Raw genomic sequence first — 23,473 nt, 5'->3', positions numbered from 1 at the left:
TCCATTTTCTATGGATTTATTCTTCGCCCGGCCCCGGGCGTCCGCTGGGTTTGCCCAGCAGCAGGGCACGGGGATTCTGTTCCAGCAGTTCAGCCAACCGCTGCATGACCGCCGCTAAATCGCCAACTTGTGCCAGCACCGTATTCAGCTCGGGCAGAGTGGTTTGCCCCAGTCGCTGCAATTCCCGCTGTCCATCCTTGGCCAAGCCGCTCAAGTCCTGACCCGTCCGGTTGAAGGTATCGGCGGTCCGGCGCATCGCTTGAACGCCGGCACGGACATCACCCAGTGTCGCCTGGACTTGTACGCTCAAATCACCGGATTTCTCCAATCCCACCACCAGTTGATCCAGCGCCTTGCCCAGTGGCTCCGCCCGCTCTGCCAGCATACCGGTGAATGCTTCCAAATTCGCCAACGTGTTGCCGAGACTGTCGGCCCGATCCGCTACCGCCCCGGTGACGGTACTGAGGTGTTGCAACGTCTGGGTTATGGCGATCTGATTGTCGTCGCCCAGCAAGCGCTCCAGCCGGTTCGACAGATTATTCACATTGGTCAGGATATTATTGAAAGCATCATCCAGCCGTGCTACCAGCGAGGGTCCGGCCTGAATCACCGGCAACTCCTGGCTGGCTTCCTTCTCCAGCGGTAGCGACTGGCCGCCGCCGCTCAGTTCCACCGAGGCGACCCCGGTTAAGCCGCGAGTGGACAAGGTTGCAATCGTATCGCGGCGGATTGGGGTGCCGCGTTCGATATCCAGCACCACATCCACCTGATCGGGGTTGCTGGGATCCAGCCGGATGGACTCGACCTGCCCCACCTGGACCCCGCGATAGCGTACCGTCGCCTTGAGGTTCAAGCCCGCCACCGACTCGTGGAAGTACACTCGATAGCGGTCAAAAATCTTGCTGTCTCCGCCCAGCGTCAACCAGAACACCGCGCCGGTGAGCGTTGCAAGCAGGACGATCACAAACAGCCCGACCAGGGCGTAATTCACTTTGCTCTGCACATCTGCTCCCGCGCTGCGCGGCCGCGTGGTCCCTCGAAATAAGCTCGAATCAGCGGATGTTCCGCTCTCGTCAATTCCCGCATCGGCGCATAACCGATCACCCGTTTTTCACCCAGGAACGCCACCCGGTCGGTGGCGCTCCACAGCGTATCCAGATCGTGAGTCACCATCACCACCGTCAATTTCAGCGACTCCTTGAGTTGCACTACCAATTCATCGAAAGCCCCGGCGCTGACCGGGTCCAGTCCAGAGGTGGGTTCGTCCAGAAACAGCAGCGCCGGGTCCAGCGCCAGCGCCCGCGCCAGCGCCGCACGCTTGATCATCCCGCCGCTTAATTCGCGTGGCAGTTTAGCGCCGGTATCGGCGGGCAATCCCGCCAGTGCGATCTTGAGATCGGCGATCTCGGCGATCCGTTGGGCGGGCAACCGGGTATGTTCGTGCAGCGGCACCGCCACATTTTCCCGCACCGTCAACGAACTGAACAGCGCCCCCTGCTGGAACAGCATCCCGAAACGGCGGCGCAGCCGGAACGCCGCGCTATCGCCGATCCCGACGATTTCCTGGTCGAATAGTTGGATAGATCCCGCTGCCGGTTGCAGCAGCATGATGATCGCCCGCAACAACGTGGTTTTGCCAGAGCCGCTGCCGCCGACCAGAGCGACCACTTCGCCGCGCCGAATATCGAGATCCAGATTTTCGTGAATGACGGTAGCGCCGAACTGGATTCGTAGCCCGCGCACCGCAATGACTGGAGCCGCCGGTTCCATGCTCAGCGCCATAATCCGACACTGCCCAGGATCACTGAGAATACGGCATCGGCGGCGATGACCAGGAAAATGGATTGCACCACGCTGACCGTGGTCTGCCGCCCTACGCTGTCGGCGCCGCCGCGCACCTGAAAGCCCTGATAACAGCCGACCAGGGCGATGATCGCGGCGAACACTGGCGCTTTGCCAACACCCAGCAGAAACGAAGTCGGGGTCACCACCTGCGGGAAGCGGTCGAGAAAATCGCTGAAGCTGACCTCCAGCAGCGCCCGCGCCATGACCATGCCGCCGAACACGCTGAGCGCGTCGGCGAACACCGTCAGCAGCGGCAGAGCGATGATTAGCGCCAGCAGCTTGGGCAACACCAGCAAGTCCATGGGTGGGATGCCAATGGTGCGCAGCGCGTCTACTTCCTCGGTGACTTGCATGGTGCCGATCTGGGCGGTGTAGGACGAGCCGGTGCGGCCGGCGACGATAATGGCGGTGATCAGCGGCGCCAGTTCGCGCAACATGGTCAGCGACACCAGTTCCACGATGAAGATGTTGGCACCGTAGGCTTTGAGTTGTTGACCGCCCTGATAGGCAATGACAATCCCCATCATGAACGACAATAGGGCAATAATCGGCAGAGCGTTGACACCAGCAGTTTCGATATTGCCGAACAGCGCCCGCCAGCGGAACCGGCCGGGATGTAGCATCAATCGCCCCAAGGCCACCGCCGCCTCGCCAATGAAGGCCAGGAATCCGAGGGCGCCGCTCAGGTGAAAGGCGACTGACCGCCCCAGCCGTTCCAGTCCACTCTGTCGTGGCGGCGGCGGCGGGAGTACTCCGGCGCTGGCGCGGCGTTCCTGCACCAAATCCAATAACGCTAGATGTTCTTCACGGAATTGAATCCGATGGACTTGGCGACTGTCCCGCTCCAGATCAGCAACCAGACTGAGCAGACACAGTGCGCCGGTGGTATCAATAGCCTGGATGCCGGAACCATCCAATTGCACCACGCCCGCCGGCCAACGGATACCGGATAACGGACGGTCGAGCGTCTCGATCCCGTCCAGCGTCCAGTAGCCTTCGCAACGCCAGATACCGCTTTCCTGGCGGATGATGGCAGCAACAGGCACGTTCAAGGTCATAGTCTCAGCGCGGATTTAACCGCCGCCAAGCGGCTGGATCTTGTTGACCGCCTGATTTTTCCCAGATACCGCGTCTGGCCCGCTGCGCTTCGGCTTGGGCCTGTTGGTAGTCCGGGGAATTGTTGTACTGCTCATACACCACTGCCCGTCCCTGCCGAACCATCTCCAAGCCCGCGTCACGCTCGCCAGCGAAGACTTGGGCGACGGTTCGGCCATAGCGATCCTGATCCATCACCCGCAACCGAACCGGATCGCCACGGTTCGCCAGCCCGCGCAGCACATCACGCGACTGGATGCCCCACGGTTGTTGACCCATCTCCGGCGCGTCGATGCCGAATACCCGCACCTTGACCTCGCCGCTCGAACAACGGGCGGTTAGGGTATCGCCGTCATAAACCGATTTAACGGTGCAGACCAGTTCCGCACCCTTGGGGGTGGCGGTTGCTGGCGCTTTAGGTTCGTGCAGAAAGTAACTGACCACGACGACAGCCACCATCAGCCCGGCGATCAGCCAGGGCGAGCGGTTGTTGCGGCGGCGGGTGCGGCTGAGTTCACCGCGCAGGGTTTGTTGCAGCAGTTTCAATAGTTCTTGTTTCACGGAGATGGTCGGCGTGATAGGCGAGGTGTTCGCCGATGAAGGTGGCGATGAAGTGATAGCTGTGATCGTAGCCCTCTTGCCAGCGCAGGGTAAGCGGAAAGTGGCGGGCGGCGCAGACCCGTTCCAGTGAGGTCGAGTGTAACTGCTGGGCGAGGAATTCATCGGCGATGCCTTGATCGATCAGCAGCGGAATGGCTGCCGCGCCGTCTTCGATCAAGCGGGCGGCGTCGTAAGTGGCCCACATTTCGCGGTTATTGCCCAGATAGGCTTTGAAGCAGCCTTGTCCCCAACTGCACGCCATCGGGTGGCAAATCGGCGCGAAGGCGGATACGGACTGGTAGCGCCCTAGTTCTTTCAAGGCGCAGATCAGCGCGCCATGCCCACCCATCGAATGTCCGCTGATTGCCCGTCGTCCGGGGATCAGCGGCAACTCTGACTCGACCAGCGCCGGCAATTCGCGGGTCACATAGTCGTACATCTGGTAATTTTTCGACCAGGGCGGCTGAGTGGCATTGACGTAGAAGCCCGCCCCTTGGCCGAGATCATAGCGTTCCGGCACATCGGGCACCTCTGGACCGCGTGGACTGGTGTCAGGAATAATCAAAGCCAGTCCCAGTTCCGCCGCGTAGCGTTGCGCGCCGGCTTTGACCCGGAAATTGTCGTCGGTGCAGGTCAGGCCGGACAGCCAGTAGACGGCGGGGACTTTTTCCGTCTGCGCCAGGGGCGGCAGATAGACTGAAAAAGTCATCTCGCAGTCGCAGACCTGCGAACGGTGGCGGTAGCGATTCAGCCAACCGCCGAATTCCTTGATCGATTCAATCTTTTCCACGCTGCACCCCTAGAAAATGATCACCGAGCGGATGCTTTTACCCTCGTGCATCAGGTCGAAGGCGGTGTTGATCTGCTCCAGCGGCAAGGTGTGGGTGACCATCCGATCCAGTTCGATCTGGCCGCTGAGGTACTGTTCGACGTAGCCGGGCAATTGGCTGCGACCCTTGACCCCACCAAAGGCGGTGCCCTTCCAGGTGCGCCCGGTGACCAGTTGAAACGGGCGGGTACGGATTTCCTGACCCGCGCCGGCGACACCGATGATGGTGGAAACGCCCCAGCCCATGTGGCAACACTCCAGCGCCTGCCGCATCACTTCGACATTGCCAATGCACTCAAACGAGTAGTCCACCCCGCCGTGGGTCATGGCCTGAATCGCCTCGACCACGCTGCCGCTGAGTTCAGCCGGATCCAAGGTGTCAGTCGCGCCCAGCGCCGTCGCCATGGCGAACTTGGCGGGATTGGTGTCTATCGCGATGATCCGCCCGGCCTGAGCCATAACTGCGCCCTGAATCACCGACAGGCCGATGCCGCCCAAGCCGAATACCGCAACGGTGGCACCAGGTTCGACCTTGGCGGTGTTGAGTACTGCGCCGATGCCGGTAGTAACCCCGCAACCGAGCAGGCACACCTTGTCCAGCGGCGCTGCTGGATTGATTTTAGCCAGGGCAATCTCCGGCACGACCGTGTACTCGGAGAAGGTCGAGCAGCCCATATAGTGAAACAGCGGTTTGCCGTGATGCGAAAACCGGCGGGTGTGATCGGGCATGTAGCCGGTCCAGACCGTGGCGGCGATGGATTGACAGAGGTTGCTTTTGGTGGAGCGGCAGTATTCGCATTCGCCGCATTCGGGGATGTAGAGCGGAATGACGTGATCGCCCGGCTTCAGGCCCTTGACGCCGGGCCCGCATTCGACCACTTCGCAGCCGCCCTCGTGACCCAGTACGCAGGGAAAAGCGCCTTCCGGGTCGTTACCGGAAAGGGTGAAGGCGTCGGTATGACAGACGCCGGTAGCGACTACTTTTAGCAGCACTTCGCCTTCTTTGGGTCCATCTACGTCAATTTCTTCGATTGCCAGGGGTTTTTGCGGCTCCCAAGCCACGGCTGCACGGGCTTTCATGGATTCATCTCTCCTGCGATAGTTAGCCATTTTTTCAGGATAGCGGCATTTTCGGACGATGGGAGCAGTTTTGAGCGACCGGTGCGGCCGTTCGGTGTTGTCGTCGCATCAGGCACCGGATCCGCTTGCGATTGACCGGATGCCATTCCCGGTGCAGTACCCAGGACGGGTGAAGGACTACACTGTTTTCTTGCCACGTCGATCTTCTCGCTCGCTGCGTGGCATTCTATTTAAGACCCTGGTCCATTTTCCGGGGTCTACTTCAATGATCCAAGCCAGCCAATCGTATTAATACGCCTGATCATCGCCAGGATGGAGTGCAGACATGAGCATCAGCATCGATCTAGGCCAAGCGATTCACGCGCTGGCAGATGCACTCGACTTGGTGGGCGTGGATGAGGTGCTTCATGGCAAGCGAGCCGGGTTGATGGCTTTACAGTGCGGTCGAGGTCTGCACCTGAACGATCCGGAATTGGAGGATTTATTTCATGTGGGCTTGTTGCACGATTGTGCCGTGTCGTCTACGACCGTGCATCGGCGACTGGTCAACGAACTGGATTGGGAGGGAGCCGAATTTCACTGTGTCCGCGGGGCTGAAATGCTCGGCCAGTTTCCACCTCTGGCGCATCTGGCACCGGTCATTCGCTATCACCACACCCATTGGAGTGTTCTGCGCACTCTGGAACTGCCAAAATCCACGGCCGTATTGGCGAACCTGATCTATTTGGTGGATCGGGTGGATGCACTGGCGACACCGTACTACGACCATGATCTGCTGCTCATCCGACATGGTATTCGAGATACCATCTGGAAACTGGGTGGATCGTTCTTCGCGTCGGATTTGGTGGCGCTCTTTATGGAGTTGTCTGATAACGAGGCGTTCTGGCTGAGTCTGGAGAGTCGTCATCTCATCCGTTTCATCTACGAACGTGAACGGCAAAGCCGCATTATCCCGATCAGTTTTCCAGAACTGAGGCAACTGGCGCTGCTGTTCGCTTGGGTGGTGGACGCCAAAAGTCCATATACCATGGAACACTCGCTGGGTACGGCGCGGTTGGCACGGTTCCTGGCCGAACGGGCTGATTTGCCGGTCGAAACCTGCGAGAAAATTGAGATAGCGGGGTTACTGCACGATCTGGGCAAGCTGCGAGTGCCGGATGAGATTTTGGAAAAACCCGGTGCACTGACCCGCGAGGAACGGGCGCTGATTCAGCGCCACAGCTTTGAGACTTACCAGATTTTGCGCGGCATCACTGGACTGGAGGATATAACCCTGTGGGCGGCCTATCACCATGAAACGCCCGATGGCCGAGGCTATCCCTTCCACCGCAGCGGGGTGGAGCTGACCGTCGAGATGCGGATCATTGCGGTGGCCGATGTGTTTCAGGCATTGGCCCAGCAGCGGCCTTATCGGAAACCGCTGTCGCCAGACCAGATTCTGGAGATGCTGGGGACCTTCGTGGGCCAGAACCGGCTGGACGGTAACGTAGTGGAACTGGTTAGACAGCATCTGGCAGCGAGCTGGCAAGCTGCAATAGGGCAGGGAGTTTGAAAAACATTCTTGTACGGCATTATGCGAGCTAACCTATTGAAATTAAAAGTATCGTTTCAGCTTTTCTCCCGCTTGCGGGAGAGAAGACTTTATACAGGTTCTGAGCCTTCATGAGCATTGCCGTCGTTGCCGAGAAGCCCTCGGTCGCCCGTGACATCGCCAAAGTGCTGGGCGCTCGTCAGCGCGGCGAAGGGTTCCTGCATGGTAATGGTTATGTCGTGACTTGGGCGATTGGTCATTTAACCCGGCTGGCCGAACCGCACGAAATTCATCCCGACTGGAAACGCTGGCGCCGCGATCTGCTGCCGATGCTGCCGGAACGCTGGCCGCTGGTCATCAGCGACAGCACCCGCGACCAGTTTGAAGCGGTGCGCCGCATCCTTAACGATGACGCCATTGATCGAATCGTCTGCGCCACCGACGCCGGGCGCGAGGGCGAACTGATTTTCCGTTATCTCTACGAAGCGGCCGCCTGCTGCAAGCCATTCAGCCGGTTATGGATTTCCTCACTGACCCCGGATGCGATTCGCCAGGGCTTTCAGCAGTTGCGGGATGGGCGTGAATTCGATCCGCTGGCCGCCGCCGCTCGTGGCCGCAGTCAGGCCGACTGGCTGGTGGGGATGAATCTGTCGCGGGCCTATACCTTGGCCTGTGGCTCATTTGGCGATGAAGTGTTGTCGGTCGGGCGGGTGCAAACCCCGACGCTGGCGCTGGTGGCGGAGCGGGAACTGGCGATCCGCGCCTTCGTGGTGGAGGATTACCGCGAAGTCGTAGCGACGTTCACGCCGCTGCTCGACCCACTCGCCCCAACATCAGCCTCCCCGCTGCCTCCGGGAGAGGAATTGGGGGTGAGGATTGCGGGTGAGGGCGATGAAACCATCCCGCGCTACCAAGGCGTCTGGTTTCGCGGCGAGCGCCCGGAACCCAAAGCCAAGCGCCTGCCCGCCGACAGTGAAGAAGCCCAGCGCATCGTCGCTCGCGCCCGGCGTGGAACCGCACGGATTGAAACTCGCCGCGCCGAAACTCGCCGCGCCCCGCCGCCCTTGCTGTACGACCTGACCGAGTTGCAGCGCCACGCCAACCGGCTGTACGGCTTCAGCGCCCAGAACACGCTGGACATCGCCCAGAAGTTGTACGAGCAGCACAAGTTGATCAGCTATCCGCGCACCGATAGCCGCCATTTGTCAGCATCGGTGGCGGCGACTCTGGGCGCGGTGGTCGCGGCGATTCAGGAACCGTATCAGGATCGGTTGGCGCCCGGTACCGGCCAGCGCCCGTTGAGTGCGCGCTTCGTGGATGATGCCAAGGTCACTGATCACCACGCCATTATTCCTACGCCGGTGGCGGCGCGCGCCGCATTAGCGACTGACGAGCGCAAAATTTACGACTTGATCGGTCGCCGTCTGCTGATGGCCTGGCACGACGATCATATTTGGGCGGTGACTACGATCATCACGGCGATCACCACTCCCGAACTCGCGGTGGACGGCGGCGCGATCATCGACCGCTATCACAGCAGCGGCACGGCGGAGGAACAGGCGGGCTGGAAGGTGCTGGAGGTCGGTGCCGATAAGGCGGCGGAGAAAACCGCCAGCAAGCGCAAGGCCAAAACGACCGAACCGTTGGCGGAAGAAGAAGCCAGCCAAACCCTGCCGCCGGGCCTGACCGTCGGCCAGTCGCAACGGGTTTTAGACGCCCGCGCGGTGGTCAAGCAGACCCGGCCACCGCCGCGCTTCACCGAGGCGACGCTGCTCACCGCGATGGAAACCGCCGGACGGACGCTGGAAGATAAGGAATTGTCGGCGGCGATGAAGGACAGCGGGCTGGGGACGCCCGCCACCCGCGCTGACACCATCGAGACGCTGCTTAAACGCCAATATATGACCCGCGACGGCAAGAGCCTGATCGCCAGCGAGCGCGGGGTTCGTCTGATTCAAACCGTGCAGCCGCCGATCAAGAGCGCGGCGATGACCGGTGAATGGGAGGCACGGCTGAAACGCATCCAGCGTGGCGAAGCCGATTTAAGCGGATTCATGGCCGACATCGGCGGTTATGTCCGCGAAGCGGTGGCGCAGGCGTTCACCGCCGTGCCGCCCACGATGGCGCTCGACCCACTGGCGACGAAGAATAATCCCGCACCTGTGATTGAGATCGCGCCCCGGCGGGAACCGGTGCCGCCGGATCGGCTGGAAGAACTGTTGCGGACGGTGTTCCGGTTGCCCGGTTTCCGGCCCTATCAGGAGCAAGTCTGCCGAACCGTGACCAAAGGACAGGATGTGCTGCTGGTAATGCCGACCGGGGCGGGAAAATCGCTGTGCTTTCAACTGCCTGGGATTGCGCGAGCCGGAACTACGCTGGTGGTATCGCCGTTGATCGCACTGATGGAGGATCAGGTCGCCAAGTTGTGTGAACTTGGGTTGCGCGCCGAACGGATTCATTCCGGGCGGGATCGGGCTGCTTCGCGCCAGGTCTGCGTCGAATATCTGCACGGCCAGTTGGATTATCTGTTTATCGCCCCGGAGCGGTTGAGCGTGCCCGGCTTCCCCGAAATGCTGGCCAGGCGCAAGCCGATCCTGATCGCGGTGGACGAGGCGCATTGCATTTCCCAATGGGGTCACGATTTTCGCCCCGATTATCGGATGCTGGGAGCGCGCCTGCCGCTGTTACGGCCCGCGCCAGTGATCGCTCTGACCGCGACCGCAACCACCCAGGTGCAGGATGACATTGTGGGGCAACTGGGCCTTGCCAAAGTCACCCGCTATATTCACGGTTTTCGCCGCGCCAATCTGGCGGTTGAAACCGTGGAAACCCGGATGGCGGATCGACATGCCGCTGTCCAGAAGATTCTGGCCGATCCAGGCCGCCGGCCGGCGATTGTTTATGCGCCAACCCGCAGGGAAACCGAGACGCTGGCGCTGGCGCTGGCGGCGGATTATCCGAGCGCCGCCTATCACGCCGGAATGATGCCGCCGGAGCGCGAACGGGTGCAGAACCAGTTTAGCGCCGGGGAACTGGCGGTCATTGTCGCCACGATTGCCTTTGGCATGGGCATCGACAAGGCGGATATCCGCACGGTGATTCATACCGCGCTGCCGGGGAGCGTCGAGGGCTATTACCAGGAAATCGGCCGGGCCGGACGCGATGGCCAGCCGGCTCGCGCCATCCTGCTCTATTCCTATGGCGATCTGCGCACTCATGAGTTTTTTCACCGGCGCGGCTATCCCGATCCAATCCATTTAGCCTGGATCTTCCAAGCCCTGAGCGCCGACTTCCTGCCTAAACCGGTGCTGCGCGACGAGCTAGGGATGGATCCGGAGGTGTTCGACGTCGCGGTGGAAAAGCTGCTGGTGCATGGCGGCGCCCGGCGTGATGGCGAGGGCAACGTCTGCCGGGGCGGGAATGGCTGGCGGCAGCCCTATGAACAGCAAAGTGCCCACAAGCTGCGCGAACCCCAGCAAATGCTGGAGTTCGCCGATAAAGCCACCGGTTGCCGGATGGTGCGGCTGGTGCAACATTTCGGTGACCGCGACGACGATCAGCCTTGCGGAATTTGCGATGTGTGTGCGCCACACGCCTCAGCGGCGCGGCGGGTGCGGCGGCTCAATGCTGCCGAATCCCGGCTGGCCTTGCAGGTGCTGGAGACGTTAAGTGGGGGCGAAGGCCAGACCGTGCGCCAGTTACACGAACGGCTGGCGGAAACCGGGAAGGACCGACGGACCTTCGAACGGCTGTTGGAAGGGCTGGCCGGGGTTGGGCTGATCGAGATGCGCGCAGATTCCTTCAGCCGTGATGGAAAAGTCATCGCCTTCTGGCGGGTGTATCTAACTGCGGCTGGGCGGAAGGCGGGCATCGGCGCGGTGGGTTCGGTGCGATTGACCGAAGTGGCAACTGCACCGGCGCGCAAGCGGGTGGCAAAGAGCGGGCGGGTGGGTAAAGCCTGAGAGATGCCCTGCTGAGCCAGCGGCTGAACCTCGGCGACGATGATGGGTCAAGGTGGAATTATCCCCGACTGAGATTCGCGCCATGTTTGGTTTCTACGCCCAGAAAAAACTCACTCTGCCCCGCCCTGAAGAAGCCTTGCCCGGTCGCTCGCAATCGCTGCCGGTCCCGGAACGGCACGCCGTTAACGGCCACCGGATCGCGCCGCCTTTCCCTGAAGGTCTGCAACTGGCCCTCTTCGGCTTGGGCTGTTTCTGGGGCGCAGAGCGGCGGTTCTGGAAACTCGATGGCGTGTATTCAACCATGGTGGGTTACGCCGGCGGCCATACCCCCAATCCCAGCTACGAGGAGGTCTGCACGGGGCAGACTGGACATGCCGAAGTGGTGCGCGTGGTGTTCGATCCCGCAATCATTCCCTACGCTGCCTTGCTTGCAGTGTTCTGGGAGGCGCACGATCCGACCCAGGGAATGCGCCAGGGCAACGATAGCGGCACTCAATACCGCTCGGCGATTTATACCAGTGGCCCGGAGCAGCAGACCGTCGCCGAAGCCTCGCGCACGGCCTACCAATCCGCTTTAACGACAGCCGGTTATGGACCGATCACCACGGAAATCCGCCCTGCGCCCGCGTTTTATTATGCCGAGGAATATCACCAGCAATATCTGGCCAAAAACCCCGGCGGCTATTGCGGACTGGCCGGCACCGGGGTGGTTTGCCCCGTGGGATTGGTGGCATCTAAAACCGCTTGATGCTAATCTTCATTTACAGGGCTAAACCGGTTTCGCCAGGATATTCTGGCGTCTCGCCATGGAGGGCGGCCATACTCACTGATACATACTTCAACCCCATCGCATTCAAGCATAGGAGAGTCCCTAGATGGCAATCACTCATGATGGCAAAACCCGAACCAGTAACGCCAAGCTGTTGAGTTGGGTGGACGAAGTCGCTGCCCTGACTCAGCCCGATCACATCGTCTGGTGCGACGGTTCAGAGGAAGAATATGATCGTCTGTGCGCCGAAATGGTCGCTTCGGGAACCTTCGTCAAGCTGAATCAGGAGAAGCGCCCTAACTCTTATCTTGCCAGCTCGCACCCCTCTGACGTGGCGCGGGTGGAAGATCGCACCTTCATTTGCAGCCTGAATAAGGAAGATGCCGGTCCGACCAACAACTGGATGCCGCCGGATGAAATGCGGGCGCAGTTGAAAGAACTGATGGCTGGCTGCATGAAGGGCCGCACACTGTATGTCATTCCGTTCAGCATGGGGCCTATCGGCAGCCCGATTGCCCAAATCGGCATCGAGCTTACCGATTCGGCTTATGTCGTGGTCAACATGAAGATCATGACTCGCATGGGTCAGAAGGTGCTGGACACCTTGGGCAGCGACGGTTTCTTTGTACCGTGCGTCCATTCAGTCGGTGCACCGCTGGAACCAGGCCAGAAGGATGTGCCGTGGCCGTGCCAGCCCGACATTGCCAAGAAAGCCATTGTCCATTTCCCCGAAACCCGCGAAATCTGGTCCTACGGTTCCGGCTACGGCGGCAACGCCCTGCTGGGCAAGAAGTGTCTGGCGCTGCGTATCGCGTCTTCAATGGCCCGCGACGAAGGCTGGTTGGCCGAACACATGCTGATCCTCGGCCTGGAATCACCCGAAGGCCAGAAGACCTATGTGGCGGCGGCGTTCCCCAGCGCCTGCGGCAAAACCAACCTCGCCATGATTGTCCCGCCCAAGGGCTTCGGCAACTGGAAGGCGCTGACCGTCGGCGACGATATTGCCTGGATCAAACCCACCGCTGACGGCACCCTGCGCGCCATCAACCCTGAAGCCGGGTTCTTCGGCGTGGCCCCCGGCACTTCCTACGATTCCAACCCGATGGCGATGGAATCCTGCAAGGAAAACTCGATCTTCACCAATGTCGTGCTGACCGACGATGGCGATGTGTGGTGGGAAGGCATGGGCGTAGCCGCGCCCGCGCACGGGATTGACTGGACCGGCCAGGACTGGACCCCGGATTGCGGTCGTCCCGGCGCTCATCCCAATTCCCGCTTCACTGCCCCTGCTTCGCAATGCCCGACCATTGACCCGGCTTGGGAAGACCCGGCGGGCGTGCCGATCTCAGCCTTCATCTTCGGCGGTCGGCTGTCCAAGACCTTCCCGCTGGTGTATCAGGCGTTCGACTGGAACCACGGCGTATTCATGGCCGCCACGATGGGTTCCGAAGCCACCGCAGCAGCGATTGGCGTGACCGGCATTCGCCGCGATCCGTTCGCCATGCTGCCGTTCTGCGGCTACAACATGGCGAGCTACTGGGGTCACTGGGTCAACATGGGCAAGCGCACCGATGTCAAGCTGCCCATGATCTTCCGCACCAACTGGTTCCGCAAAGGCCCGGATGGCAAGTTCGTATGGCCGGGCTACGGTCAGAACATGCGGGTGCTGAAGTGGATTGTCGAGCGGGTGAACGGCAAGGTCGGGGCGGTGGAAAGCTCATTCGGCTTGATGCCGCGCTACGAAGACCTGGACCTGGAAGGGCTGGATTTCTCCAAGGCGCAGTTCGAGACCATCACCAGCATCAGCCGCGCCGAAACCATCAACGAGATCGAAGAAATCAAGACTTTCTTCGCCAAGTTTGGCGCCCAACTGCCGCCGGAGCTGGAAAAGCAGCGCCAGGAGTTTGGGGCGCGCGCCGAGAAAGCGCCGGAAGTGTGGACGGTCGCCGCAGCCGCCTGATTCCAGTGACTGCGTGAAGTTTCAAGCCGACCTTCGGGTCGGCTTTTTTGGTTCTTCGACTGTTCTTGTGGAGCCAGCTATCTGTAGGGTGGGCATTGCCCACCCTACACCTGCTGACCTCGCGCCTGTCCGTGATCAGTTCCACAACCTGTATAGGAGCGCTATAGCTTCTACCAAGTCAATCGGCTAAAAGCGTGTTAATCCCATGAAGAATCAGGAGAGAGAAGTACCATGCAGCCCACCTTCAGATACGCTCTAAGCAAATTTTTCTGGGTGATGATTGGGTTTGGTCTTATACCCGTAATATTTTTTTTCGATACTTTTACAGGATATGAAGTTATACCTCCTGTAAATTTTCCTGTGATGGCGATGATTTGCGGCTTGGGCTAGAACATCGGCTTCATCTAACTCTTTGATCTTGCTGAGAGGTGTGCGTTGTACTCACCCAACCCGTCGTGCGAATCACAGGAAAATTTACAGGAGGAAGTTATATGTACATTATTCTATCTCATTCCCATAGCTATAGTTACTTGGTTTGGGGGTAGGCTACTGGGAATAGTGGTGGCTATCGTCAATGCTCTTGCTTGGGCTTTTGCTGATAGTTCGTCTGGACATACTTATTCGCATACTGCTATATTTTACTGGAACAGCACAGTAGTTTTTGGCATCTTTCTTGTTTTAACATTGCTATTGTCAGTACTGAAGGATGCTTTGGAAAAGCAAACAGCTTTAGCCTTCACCGATTATTTGACAGGAGCGCTCAATAGACGAGCTTTTAGCGATCTTCTGCAAATGGAGATTGATCGTTCAAAACGATATAAACACCCTTTTACTGTGGCCTATATTGACATTGATAATTTTAAGCAACTTAATGATAAATTTGGTCACAGAGCAGGTGATTTAGTTCTCTGTACAGTGGCCGACTTAGCAAGGACTCAATTACGAAGCACTGATCTCTGCGCACGATTGGGCGGTGATGAATTTGCATTATTTTTCCCAGAAAGCGGCCAAGAAGCTGCGCAAATCATTACCTCAAAAATTCAACTCTGTCTTTTGGGTGAAATGGAAAAAAACAAATGGCCTGTCACATTTTCTATTGGGGTATTGACGTTCATTGACAATATCCCACATACCGTTGACGAGGTAATCGACCTGTCCGATAGCCTGATGTACGCGGTAAAGAATAATGGGAAGGATGCAATCAGGTACTCAATTTATACAGGCTAGCCCCTGCTTAACCCATAGGCAAGGGGGAATCTGCGGTTCAGAAGCTATTGAGAAACGGTATTACTCATGCCGCAATGCCTCGACCGGTTTGAGCAGCGCGGCTTTGCGGGCCGGATAGAAACCAAAGAACACACCGATACCCGCCGCGAACAGAAACGACAGCGCGATAGATCGTCCGGTCACGACTACAGTCATTTCGGCCAGTTCGCTCACCAACCACGCCCCGCCCACGCCCACCGCCGCCCCGGCCAGTCCGCCGAGTCCACACAGCAGCAACGCCTCCAGCAGAAATTGCAACAGGATATCGCGGCGGCGAGCGCCAATCGCCATCCGAATCCCGATCTCGCGGGTGCGCTCGGTGACCGACACCAGCATGATGTTCATAATCCCGATGCCGCCGACCAGCAGCGATACCGAAGCGATAGCCCCCAGCATCACCGCCAGCGCCCGCGCCGACAGCGCGGCGGTTTCCGCAATCGCGGTCAAATTGCGGATGGTGAAGTCGTTATCCTCGCCCTCGCTCAGCCGGTGACGGGCGCGCAGCAGTTGGGTAATGTCAGCCTCGGCGTCCGCCATGTGGGCGGAGGAACGGGCTTGAGCGGTGATGAAGCGTACCGTTCCAGGAAAGGTATTGCCGAACAGCTTGGTCTGGGCGGTGGTGATCGGCACGATGATCGCGTCGTCCTGATCGCGCCCATCCAGCGACTGGCCCTTGCGTTCCAGCACCCCGACCACCAGAAAGGGCAGATTTTTGACCCGGAGGGTTTGCCCCAATGGATCCTGGCTGCCGAATAGATTGCTTGCCACCTGCTGACCAATCAGCGCCACCCGCGCCCCGCGCCGCACATCGCCCGCAGTAAACGGTTGGCCGGATTCGAGATTCCAGGAACGCACCGTCAGATAATCCGGGGTCGCGCCATAGACCGTAGTGTTCCAGTTGTTGGAGCCGTAAACCAGTTGGGCGCTGTTGGGAAACACCGGTGCGACTGCGCTCAGCGAGGCCAGTTGCGTCATCGCCTGGGCGTCACTCAAGGTCAGGGTGGACGCGGTGCCGGCGCTGAATCGCAGGCCACTGGCGCTGCTGGCGCCGGGCACCACCAGCAATAACTCGCTGCCCATCGCGTTGATCGCCTGATTGACGGTGCTGCGCGCCCCTTCGCCGACGGACAGCATTAGCACCACCGCCCCGACTCCGATAATCATGCCCAGCATGGTGAGCGCGGTGCGGAGCCGGTTAGCGCCCAAGGCTTGCCAGGCTTCGGCGGGAGCCGCGTGCCAGCTCATAGCCGCACCTCGCCGTCGTGGACGATATGCCCATCCTTGAAGCGCACCAAGCGGCGGGCGTAACGGGCAATGTCCGGTTCGTGAGTGACCAGGATCAAGGTAATACCCTGTTCCGCATTGAGTCGGCGGAACAGGGTCATGATCTCGGTGCTGGTCTGAGTGTCGAGATTGCCGGTGGGCTCATCGGCCAGAATCAGCGGCGGCTGGTTCGCCAAAGCGCGGGCAATGGCGACTCGTTGCTGCTGGCCGCCGGACAGTTGATTGGGACGGGCGTCGGCGCGATGCCCCAGTCCAACTTGCTCCAGCAAGGATTGCGCTTGCCGCCGCCGTTCCGCCTTGCCGACTCCGGCATACAGCAAGGGTAATCCCACGTTGTCCACAATGCTGGAGCGTTGCAGCAGGTTGAAGCCCTGAAACACAAAGCCGATGTGGCGATTGCGCAGTTCCGCCAACCGGTCAGAATCGAGCGTGGCCACCGATTGACCGGCCAGGTGGTAAACGCCGACGCTGGGCGTATCGAGGCAACCCAGAATGTTCATAAAGGTAGACTTGCCCGAACCGGACGGTCCCATAATCGCCACGAACTCACCCGGCGCGATGGACAAATCAATGTCACGCAATACCGGGGTTACCCCACCGCCGACCAGCGGGTAATCCTTGCCCAGCCTAGCCACTTGAATCAGTGGTTCCATTTCCATTAGTTACGACCACTAGCGTGGACGAAGCCCCATCATCGATCCCATGTACCACGTCGCACGGGCTTGGCTTTCCGCCGCTTCAGCTTTGCGCTTTTCAACCGCTATGGCTTCTTGGCGCTTGTGCTCCATTTGAGCATCTTCTTCCTGTTTCTTACGGTATTCGCCCTGCGATTGCAGGTAGGCTTTTTCGCCCTCGCGCAAACCCCCCTCGCTGCTGGGCTTAGGCGCATCCACTGAGATTTTTTCGCCTTCGCCAGTAATGGTACAGGGCATCTGCTGAAATTTAGGCGGGCCTTCGGGTTGCGGGCACTTGTACACATCGCCCCAAGCGGGCGATGTTAGTAGAATAATCAGCATCAAAGGGTTTTTATTCATCGGTTTCCTCCTCGGATTTGGGCTGTGCCGAAATTTGTGTGGAAGGCTCTGCAATAACCTACACACTGCCGCTTACTGCCGCAACGACCGCATACGGGTATTATTTTTAAGTTTTTTATTTTAATAGCATTTATCGGTGTGTTGGCCTACATTCTGAACCGGAAATTGCTGCTGCCCGCGCCAGCGTCGCGCTTGCTGCCGGTTTCACGGGTCACTACCCGGTCGCCTGGCTTGAGGTCGCCGCTGATGATCTCGGTCAAGGTGTTGTCAGTGAGGCCGGTTTCGACCGGCACTGGTTTGAGTTGCCCACGTTCATCGAGAACATGCACCTGGGTTTTGCGATCTTTGGCCGGCGGGCGTGGGCCACTGCTCTCATCGTCGCTGCGACGTGGCTGGAAACTCAGGGCAGCATTAGGTGCCCGCAACACGTTCTTGCGCCCAGCAGCATTGACGCTGACGTAGGCGGTCATCCCCGGCATCAGTCGGCCATCAGCGTTGTCTACGTCCACCACTACGTTGTAGGTCACCACATTCTGCTGAATGGTCGGATTGAGGCGCACCTGACGGATGCGGCCCAGGAAACGCTGATCGGGGTAAGCATCTACGGTAAAAGTTGCGGCCATCTCCGGCTGGAGGCTACCCACATCGGCTTCGGCGATGCTGGTGTTAATCTGCATTTTCCGTAAATCCTGAGCGATCTGGAACAGGGTTGGAGTCTGGAAATTGGCGGCGACGGTCTGACCTACATCCACGCTGCGGGCTACTACCACCCCGGAAATCGGCGAGCGGATCACGCTATTGCGCAGATTGATCCGGTCGCGTTCCCGTTGCGCTTCGGCCAATTTGACCTGGGCGGTGGCGGCGTCCACCTGCTGACGAGCGATATCCAGTTCCTCCTTGGACACCAGATTTTTGCGCTGGAGGAGGATGATCCGATCAATCTTGATCTGCGCCAGTTGCAGCGCCGCCTGGGCGCTCAACACATTGGCTTCGCTTTGGTTGACCTGGGCCTGGAACAGCGCGGGATCGAGTTCAGCCAGCACCTGGTCTTCCTTCACCCGGTCGTTAAAGTCAGCGTGAATTTTGCGAACAGTGCCGGATACCTGGGTACCCACGTTGACCAGCACCACCGGGTTCAGAGTACCGTTCGCGGTGATGGTTTGAACGATGTCGCCGCGATCCACAATCTGACTGCGGTAACGGGGTTGCGGCTGAGTTTTGCTACCTGGCCAATAGCTGAATGCCGCAGCGCCGGCAGCGAGAATCAATCCAGTCAGGATAAGAGACGTTTTAGAAAGGGCCATGAGCAGGAGTCGAAGGGGTTATTGCCGCTATTAGACGCCTAAACATGGCAGTTGTTGAAAATCGCTGCTCGCCACTCACTGGGCATTTCTTCGCGGATCGAAGGCATCCCGTACCGCCTCGCCGACGAATACCAGCAGACTCAACATCAGCGCCACCACCACAAAGCCGGCGATTCCCAGCCACGGGGCTTGCAAATTCTCCTTCCCTTGGCGCAACAGATCACCCAGCGATGCCGAACCTGGCGGCAGTCCCAGGCCGAGGAAGTCCAGCGCAGTGAGCGCTACGATGGAGCCGGACAGGATAAATGGCATAAAAGTCAGTGTCGCTACCATGGCATTGGGCAGAACATGCTTGAACATGATGCGCCCATCGGCCATACCCAAGGCGCGGGCAGCGCGAACGTAATCAAAATTGCGGGCGCGCAGAAACTCCGCCCGCACCACTCCGACCAGTGAAGTCCAGCCAAACAGCATCAGAATCAGCAGCAGGGTCCAGAACCCCGGCGTCACCACGCTGGAGACGATGATCAGGATAAACAACTGCGGCAGTCCGCCCCAGACTTCCAGAAAACGCTGAAACAGCAAATCCACCCGCCCGCCGAAATAACCCTGCACTGCGCCCGCCGCAACCCCGATGATCGAGGAAGTCAAGGTTAATAGCAGCCCGAACAGCACCGAAAGCCGCAAGCCATAAATCAGCCGCGCCAGCACATCACGGCCCTGATCGTCAGTGCCCAGCCAATTCTCGGCGGAGGGTGGCGCCGGCGCCGGAACCGGTAAATTGTAATTAACAGTGTCGTAGCGGAAGCGGATCGGCGGCCAAATCATCCAGCCGTGTTCATTGATCAATCCCGCCAGATACGGATCGCGATAATTGGCTTCACTGGGGAATACTCCGCCAAAATCGGTTTCGGCATAGTCCGTAATCACGGGAGCATAGAATGAACTCTGGTAATAGATCAGCAGCGGGCGATTGTTGGCGATGAATTCGGCGCCCAGGCTCAATCCGAACAGGAGCAGAAACCCCCACAGCGACCAGTATCCGCGGCGGTTGGCGCGAAAGTGGGCCAGCCGGCGGTGGGTCAACGGACTCAGGTGAAAGGGTGAAGCAGTCATTCCAGGAGCGACTCTCAGGATGGGTGTAGGGAAAAGCAGACTGACCGAAGCTCGACTAATATGCAGGGTTGAAGCATCAAAACCAAGGTTATCCGATGATCAACAACATTGACCCTAATAACGGTTGCCGCCCATTCGTCTGCTGGGTTTTGTATGGTGCCGCGCTGAGCCTGATGACCGGGTTACCGCTCAACGCCGGCTCCCAGGAAATGGATGCCTGGGAACCGCAATCGAGAGCACGGAGTTGGGCGACCCCCGATTACGCCAGACCGGCTGCCCCGGCTTTATCGCCCAGTCCGGCACCGCCGCCGTCCGGCGAATCACCACTGTCCACCCGCGAGCGGGTGGTGGTGCGCCAGTTTGAACTGACCGGGAACACCGTATTTAGTGCCGAAGAACTGGCGGCAGTGACCGCTCCCTATATTAACCGTGCGCTCACTGCCGAGGAGTTGCAGGAGGTGCGGCGTCAGTTGACGCTGTATTACGTCGAGCGCGGCTATCTCAATTCCGGTGCTGTCATTCCCGATCAGCCGGTTGGGCAGGGAATCGTGCGGATTCGCATCGTCGAGGGGCGGCTGTCCGAGATGGACGTGACCGGCAACACTCACTTACCCGCCGCTTATTTTCAGGATCGCCTGCGCCCGGACGCGGATGCACCGCTCAATGTTCAGGAGCTTCAGGATCGGCTGCAACGGCTGCAACAAAATCCCTTGATTGAACAGCTTCAGGCGGAACTGGCGCCCGGAGTACAGCCGGGGGAAGGGGTATTGCAATTGGGGGTGCGGGAGAACCGGCCCTATGAAATCGGCTTTGCGGTGGCTAACAACAATCCGCCCAGTGTGGGCGCGACGCGAGCCTACCTGTATGGGCTGGACCGTAATCTGACTGGAGTTGGCGACAGTCTGGGGCTGAGTTATGGGCATAGTCTGGAGAGCAGCACCACCGACTGGCGGGTGTTCTATGCCCGGCCCTTGAATGCGCGTGACACCACGGTGCAGGTGTGGGCTGAGCGGAATGAGACCTCGGTCATCGAGGATCGCTTTGATACCCTGGATATCACCAGTACCTTGCAAACCTATGGCCTCTCTCTGACGCAGCCGGTCTATCAAACGCCGCAGCAGAGCTTTTCTTTGGGCATGAATCTGGAGCGGCGGCATAGCGAATCCTATTTAGGAGGAACCCCATTCCCGTTTACATCGGACAAGGAGGATGACGGACAAGCGACTGTAGCGCTGGTGCGATTGGATCAGGAATGGCTGGATCGGCGGCTGGATCAGGTGATCGCCGCACGTTCCACCTTCAGCTTTGGACTCGATGCGTTCGGAGCGACCGTCCGTGCGTTCGAGCCGGATGGTCAGTTCGTGGCCTGGCTGGGCCAGTTTCAGTGGGCGCGGCGCTTCGGGGAACGGGATTATCAGGTTATTTTCAAAGCGATTCTGCAACTGGCCGATGATCCGCTGCTGCCGATGGAAAAGTGCGCGCTGGGCGGTCTTGAAACGGTGCGAGGTTACCCGGAAAACACTCTGGTGCGTGATCAGTGCTTCGTTACTTCTCTGGAGTTCCGGGTACCGGTGTATGAATTACCCCTGGCCGGCGTCAGTCGCGGTCCTAACGAAGGGCAGGTGCAATTGGCCGCATTCGCAGATTATGGCTGGGCCAAGAACAAGGGCGAGTTCGATCTGGATCCGAATTCGATTTACAGCGCCGGGGTGGGAGTCCGTTGGGATCCCAGCACTAAAATTCATGCAGCGCTGTATTGGGGTTATCCGTTTCAGGAGGTAAATGTAGGGGACGAGGGCTGGCTGAGTCCACGGGTCAATTTTATGGTGCAGGCGGCGTATTAAAGCTCAGGCAGTAACTCGGCCAGATGTGTCTACTATTGCTGCGCCTTGCACAAATGTTGATGAAGCTCTAATGTTTCAGATAGCGATTTTGATCTGTGATCGGCACGAGCTTTGAGTGATTTAATGGATTCCTTTCATCATCGGATAACTGCGGTAACTCTATTAGATTCTTAACAGATTTCGTGCTGTCATCGGGTCGCGTTACGACGTTATCAGCAGGATTGGTGGTTTGCGGAGTTCCCGCCGTTACTGGAAGTCGCATTGCCGTCGCCGGTTCGCGATTAGAGGGCGCCGATTCTGTGAGCGTGGCCGGTACAGTCGCTTCAGGGAACCCTGGATTCAGTATTTGAGGTCCGGGTGGCAGCGGAATCCAGTAGGACATCATGGCTAGAACCATGGATAGAACCAGAAGGATGATCTGTTTCTGATGACTTTGTGTTTTCATCAAATAACCTCCAGATTTTCAATGAAAGCAAAGGCGCAGTGGCATCAAACGCCAAAAAAGCCGCATTTTCCCAGTTGTGGGAAAACGCGGAATGCGACCGGAGAGTCTAATCCCAAGCCTGATTTCTCGGTTATGGCGCCTCAATCAAGGGTGGCGATAATACCGGGAAATCTGCGCTCCTATGGCCCCGTTAACTCCATGTCGCTACTCCCTGTTCTTGATCGGCTAATCCCTTCGCTCAACAGGTTGTTGCGCCTGCTGATATTAGCCGCTTGTGCGGTGGCGATCACCGCCGGATCGATCTGGTTCGCGAAGGATTGCCATACCGGGATCATGGCCTGACGCCAGCTTTCCCGTTCCTGATCCGTCAGCGTGATGATTTTAATGTTGCCCTCGTTGATGATGGCCTGCTGATCCCGACGATTCTCTTCAGCGGCCCGCGCTGTGATCTCTTCAGTCACCTGCACTAGAATCGCTTCCAATCCGCTGCGAATGTCGGTTGGAAGTCCGTCCCAGAAATCTTTGCTGGTGATGAGCATGTAGCCTTGGAAACTATGGTAAGTCTCGGTGATGTAGGTCTGTGATGCCTGGAAGCGCTGAGAATAAATGTTGCTCCAGGTATTTTCCTGCCCCTCGATCAGTTCACGGCGTAGTGCGTCCCGAGTATGAACGAACGAGAGTTTTATCGGGATGGCGCCGAGTTGCCGATACTGTTCCTCGATGACTTTTGACGGTTCAATCCGAAGGGTTAATTCCCGTAAATCTGTTGGGGTGCGCAATGGCCGGTTGGCGGATATCACTCGCATCCCATTGGGCCAGTACCCTAATCCTTTAATCCCCTTGCCATTCAATGAATCCAATAAGTGTTTGCCGGTCTCGCTGCTCTGGAATCGTTCCACAGCAGATAGATCGTTGAACAGGAAAGGCAGATCGTAAACTTGTAATGCCTTGGTTATGGTACTGAACTTGGACAAGGAGGGCGCAGCGATCTGGACATCGTTGCTTAGCAAGGCGGTAAAAACCTGGTCGTCGTCATATAATTTGGCATTAGGAAACACTTCTACTACGACCTTACCCGCCATTTTTTCTTCAACCAGTTGTTTGAAGCGATTGGCGCTGCTTCCCTTGGGGGTCTGCTCCGCTACGACGTGAGAAAAGCGAATAAGGATAGGTTCTGCCGCAGTAGCGGTCAGGGTAAATGAGAACAAAATAATCAGTCCAAACCGGGTTCTCAGGTGCATGGTGTAATGCCTCACTTCAGTAGTAAAAATAGAAAAAATCGCAAGCACTATTCAACAGTTCCGAGTCTATGATTTATTGCCCACCGGTTCCGATAATCCGGTTTTTCTCGCCACTAGAATCAGGGCTTCCCACTGCAAAGAGGAATCTCGAACTCCAATGAACTCCACCACTGTGAAACCGTGTGATTTCAAAAGCGCAGTCAGACATTTTTTCCTTCTGTAAATTTTCCCGTGATAGTAAATTAGCATATACTGATAAGAGAAACTT

At 58.5% G+C, this 23,473-nt stretch carries 20 protein-coding genes; 6 read left to right on the top strand and 14 right to left on the bottom strand.

What is annotated here, in order from left to right; genetic code table 11:
* Positions 1 to 16 precede the first annotated feature (16 nt).
* Genes BN874_RS05020 through BN874_RS04995 form a run of 6 tightly spaced genes read right to left on the bottom strand, consistent with a single transcriptional unit; the run spans position 17 to position 5,449 of the window.
* Positions 17 to 1,003 (bottom strand): MlaD family protein, encoded by a 987-nt coding sequence (locus BN874_RS05020; RefSeq protein WP_034431305.1) that lies wholly within the window; start codon positions 1,001 to 1,003, stop codon positions 17 to 19.
* Positions 988 to 1,782: an ABC transporter ATP-binding protein gene (locus tag BN874_RS05015; RefSeq protein ID WP_034431304.1), complete on the bottom strand. Its 795-nt coding sequence runs from the start codon at positions 1,780 to 1,782 to the stop codon at positions 988 to 990. The genes BN874_RS05020 and BN874_RS05015 overlap by 16 nt, the downstream gene beginning before the upstream one ends.
* Entirely contained in the window at positions 1,773 to 2,903 is a 1,131-nt protein-coding gene (locus BN874_RS05010; protein ID WP_051497437.1) for an MlaE family ABC transporter permease, read from the bottom strand. Before BN874_RS05010 ends, BN874_RS05015 begins: the two co-directional genes overlap by 10 nt.
* Positions 2,904 to 2,907: 4 nt before the next feature.
* Positions 2,908 to 3,501 carry a thermonuclease family protein gene (locus tag BN874_RS05005; protein WP_154724749.1) on the bottom strand — a complete coding sequence of 198 codons (594 nt, stop codon included), beginning with the start codon at positions 3,499 to 3,501 and terminating at the stop codon, positions 2,908 to 2,910.
* Complete coding sequence (fghA, locus tag BN874_RS05000) at positions 3,455 to 4,330, bottom strand: S-formylglutathione hydrolase (protein ID WP_051497435.1); 876 nt, start codon at positions 4,328 to 4,330, stop codon at positions 3,455 to 3,457. Before fghA ends, BN874_RS05005 begins: the two co-directional genes overlap by 47 nt.
* A gap of 9 nt (positions 4,331 to 4,339) precedes the next feature.
* Entirely contained in the window at positions 4,340 to 5,449 is a 1,110-nt protein-coding gene (locus tag BN874_RS04995) for an S-(hydroxymethyl)glutathione dehydrogenase/class III alcohol dehydrogenase (RefSeq protein WP_034431303.1), read from the bottom strand.
* Positions 5,450 to 5,774: 325 nt separating this feature from the next.
* On the opposite strand from BN874_RS04995, the gene BN874_RS04990 reads away from it, so the two are divergent.
* The 5 genes from BN874_RS04990 (at position 5,775) to BN874_RS04970 (ending at position 14,898) form a co-directional block, all read left to right on the top strand.
* Positions 5,775 to 7,001 carry an HD-GYP domain-containing protein gene (locus tag BN874_RS04990; RefSeq protein ID WP_034431302.1) on the top strand — a complete coding sequence of 409 codons (1,227 nt, stop codon included), beginning with the start codon at positions 5,775 to 5,777 and terminating at the stop codon, positions 6,999 to 7,001.
* A gap of 110 nt (positions 7,002 to 7,111) precedes the next feature.
* Positions 7,112 to 10,942: a DNA topoisomerase 3 gene (locus BN874_RS04985; protein WP_051497434.1), complete on the top strand. Its 3,831-nt coding sequence runs from the start codon at positions 7,112 to 7,114 to the stop codon at positions 10,940 to 10,942.
* An 82-nt stretch (positions 10,943 to 11,024) separates the two neighbouring features.
* Positions 11,025 to 11,690: a peptide-methionine (S)-S-oxide reductase MsrA gene (gene msrA, locus BN874_RS04980; RefSeq protein WP_034431301.1), complete on the top strand. Its 666-nt coding sequence runs from the start codon at positions 11,025 to 11,027 to the stop codon at positions 11,688 to 11,690.
* A gap of 127 nt (positions 11,691 to 11,817) precedes the next feature.
* A complete protein-coding gene (locus tag BN874_RS04975) occupies positions 11,818 to 13,671 on the top strand; it encodes a phosphoenolpyruvate carboxykinase (GTP) (RefSeq protein WP_034431300.1) in 1,854 nt (617 codons plus the stop codon).
* A gap of 561 nt (positions 13,672 to 14,232) precedes the next feature.
* Positions 14,233 to 14,898, top strand: coding sequence for a GGDEF domain-containing protein (locus tag BN874_RS04970; protein WP_051497433.1), 666 nt, complete (start codon positions 14,233 to 14,235; stop codon positions 14,896 to 14,898).
* A 60-nt stretch (positions 14,899 to 14,958) separates the two neighbouring features.
* Here the strand turns inward: BN874_RS04970 and BN874_RS04965 are convergent, their stop codons facing one another.
* The 5 genes from BN874_RS04965 to BN874_RS04945 all read right to left on the bottom strand — a co-directional run bounded on the left by BN874_RS04965 (position 14,959) and on the right by BN874_RS04945 (position 19,675).
* A complete protein-coding gene (locus BN874_RS04965; protein ID WP_034431298.1) occupies positions 14,959 to 16,182 on the bottom strand; it encodes an ABC transporter permease in 1,224 nt (407 codons plus the stop codon).
* Complete coding sequence (locus BN874_RS04960; RefSeq protein WP_051497432.1) at positions 16,179 to 16,880, bottom strand: ATP-binding cassette domain-containing protein; 702 nt, start codon at positions 16,878 to 16,880, stop codon at positions 16,179 to 16,181. Before BN874_RS04960 ends, BN874_RS04965 begins: the two co-directional genes overlap by 4 nt.
* Positions 16,881 to 16,892: 12 nt before the next feature.
* Positions 16,893 to 17,255 (bottom strand): hypothetical protein, encoded by a 363-nt coding sequence (locus BN874_RS04955; protein ID WP_034431297.1) that lies wholly within the window; start codon positions 17,253 to 17,255, stop codon positions 16,893 to 16,895.
* A gap of 146 nt (positions 17,256 to 17,401) precedes the next feature.
* Positions 17,402 to 18,559, bottom strand: a complete 1,158-nt coding sequence (locus tag BN874_RS04950; protein ID WP_034431296.1) for an efflux RND transporter periplasmic adaptor subunit — start codon at positions 18,557 to 18,559, stop codon at positions 17,402 to 17,404.
* A gap of 75 nt (positions 18,560 to 18,634) precedes the next feature.
* A complete protein-coding gene (locus BN874_RS04945; protein ID WP_034431295.1) occupies positions 18,635 to 19,675 on the bottom strand; it encodes an ABC transporter permease in 1,041 nt (346 codons plus the stop codon).
* 95 nt (positions 19,676 to 19,770) lie between these two features.
* On the opposite strand from BN874_RS04945, the gene BN874_RS04940 reads away from it, so the two are divergent.
* Complete coding sequence (locus tag BN874_RS04940) at positions 19,771 to 21,519, top strand: ShlB/FhaC/HecB family hemolysin secretion/activation protein (protein WP_154724748.1); 1,749 nt, start codon at positions 19,771 to 19,773, stop codon at positions 21,517 to 21,519.
* A 67-nt stretch (positions 21,520 to 21,586) separates the two neighbouring features.
* Here the strand turns inward: BN874_RS04940 and BN874_RS24225 are convergent, their stop codons facing one another.
* The 3 genes from BN874_RS24225 to BN874_RS25370 form a co-directional block, all read right to left on the bottom strand.
* Positions 21,587 to 21,964, bottom strand: a complete 378-nt coding sequence (locus BN874_RS24225) for a hypothetical protein (protein ID WP_154724747.1) — start codon at positions 21,962 to 21,964, stop codon at positions 21,587 to 21,589.
* 179 nt (positions 21,965 to 22,143) lie between these two features.
* On the bottom strand, positions 22,144 to 23,205 hold the full coding sequence (locus BN874_RS04935) for a DctP family TRAP transporter solute-binding subunit (RefSeq protein WP_081756149.1): 1,062 nt from the start codon (positions 23,203 to 23,205) through the stop codon (positions 22,144 to 22,146).
* 73 nt (positions 23,206 to 23,278) lie between these two features.
* A partial coding sequence (locus BN874_RS25370) for a hypothetical protein (protein ID WP_230314335.1) occupies positions 23,279 to 23,473 on the bottom strand: 195 nt, incomplete at its 5' end.

It is taken from the genome of Candidatus Contendobacter odensis Run_B_J11, from assembly GCF_000531125.1.
In the GTDB taxonomy this organism is placed as follows: domain Bacteria; phylum Pseudomonadota; class Gammaproteobacteria; order Competibacterales; family Competibacteraceae; genus Contendibacter; species Contendibacter odensensis.
Note: the sequence above shows the minus strand (reverse complement) of the source record. Positions and strands in the feature narration are given on the sequence as shown.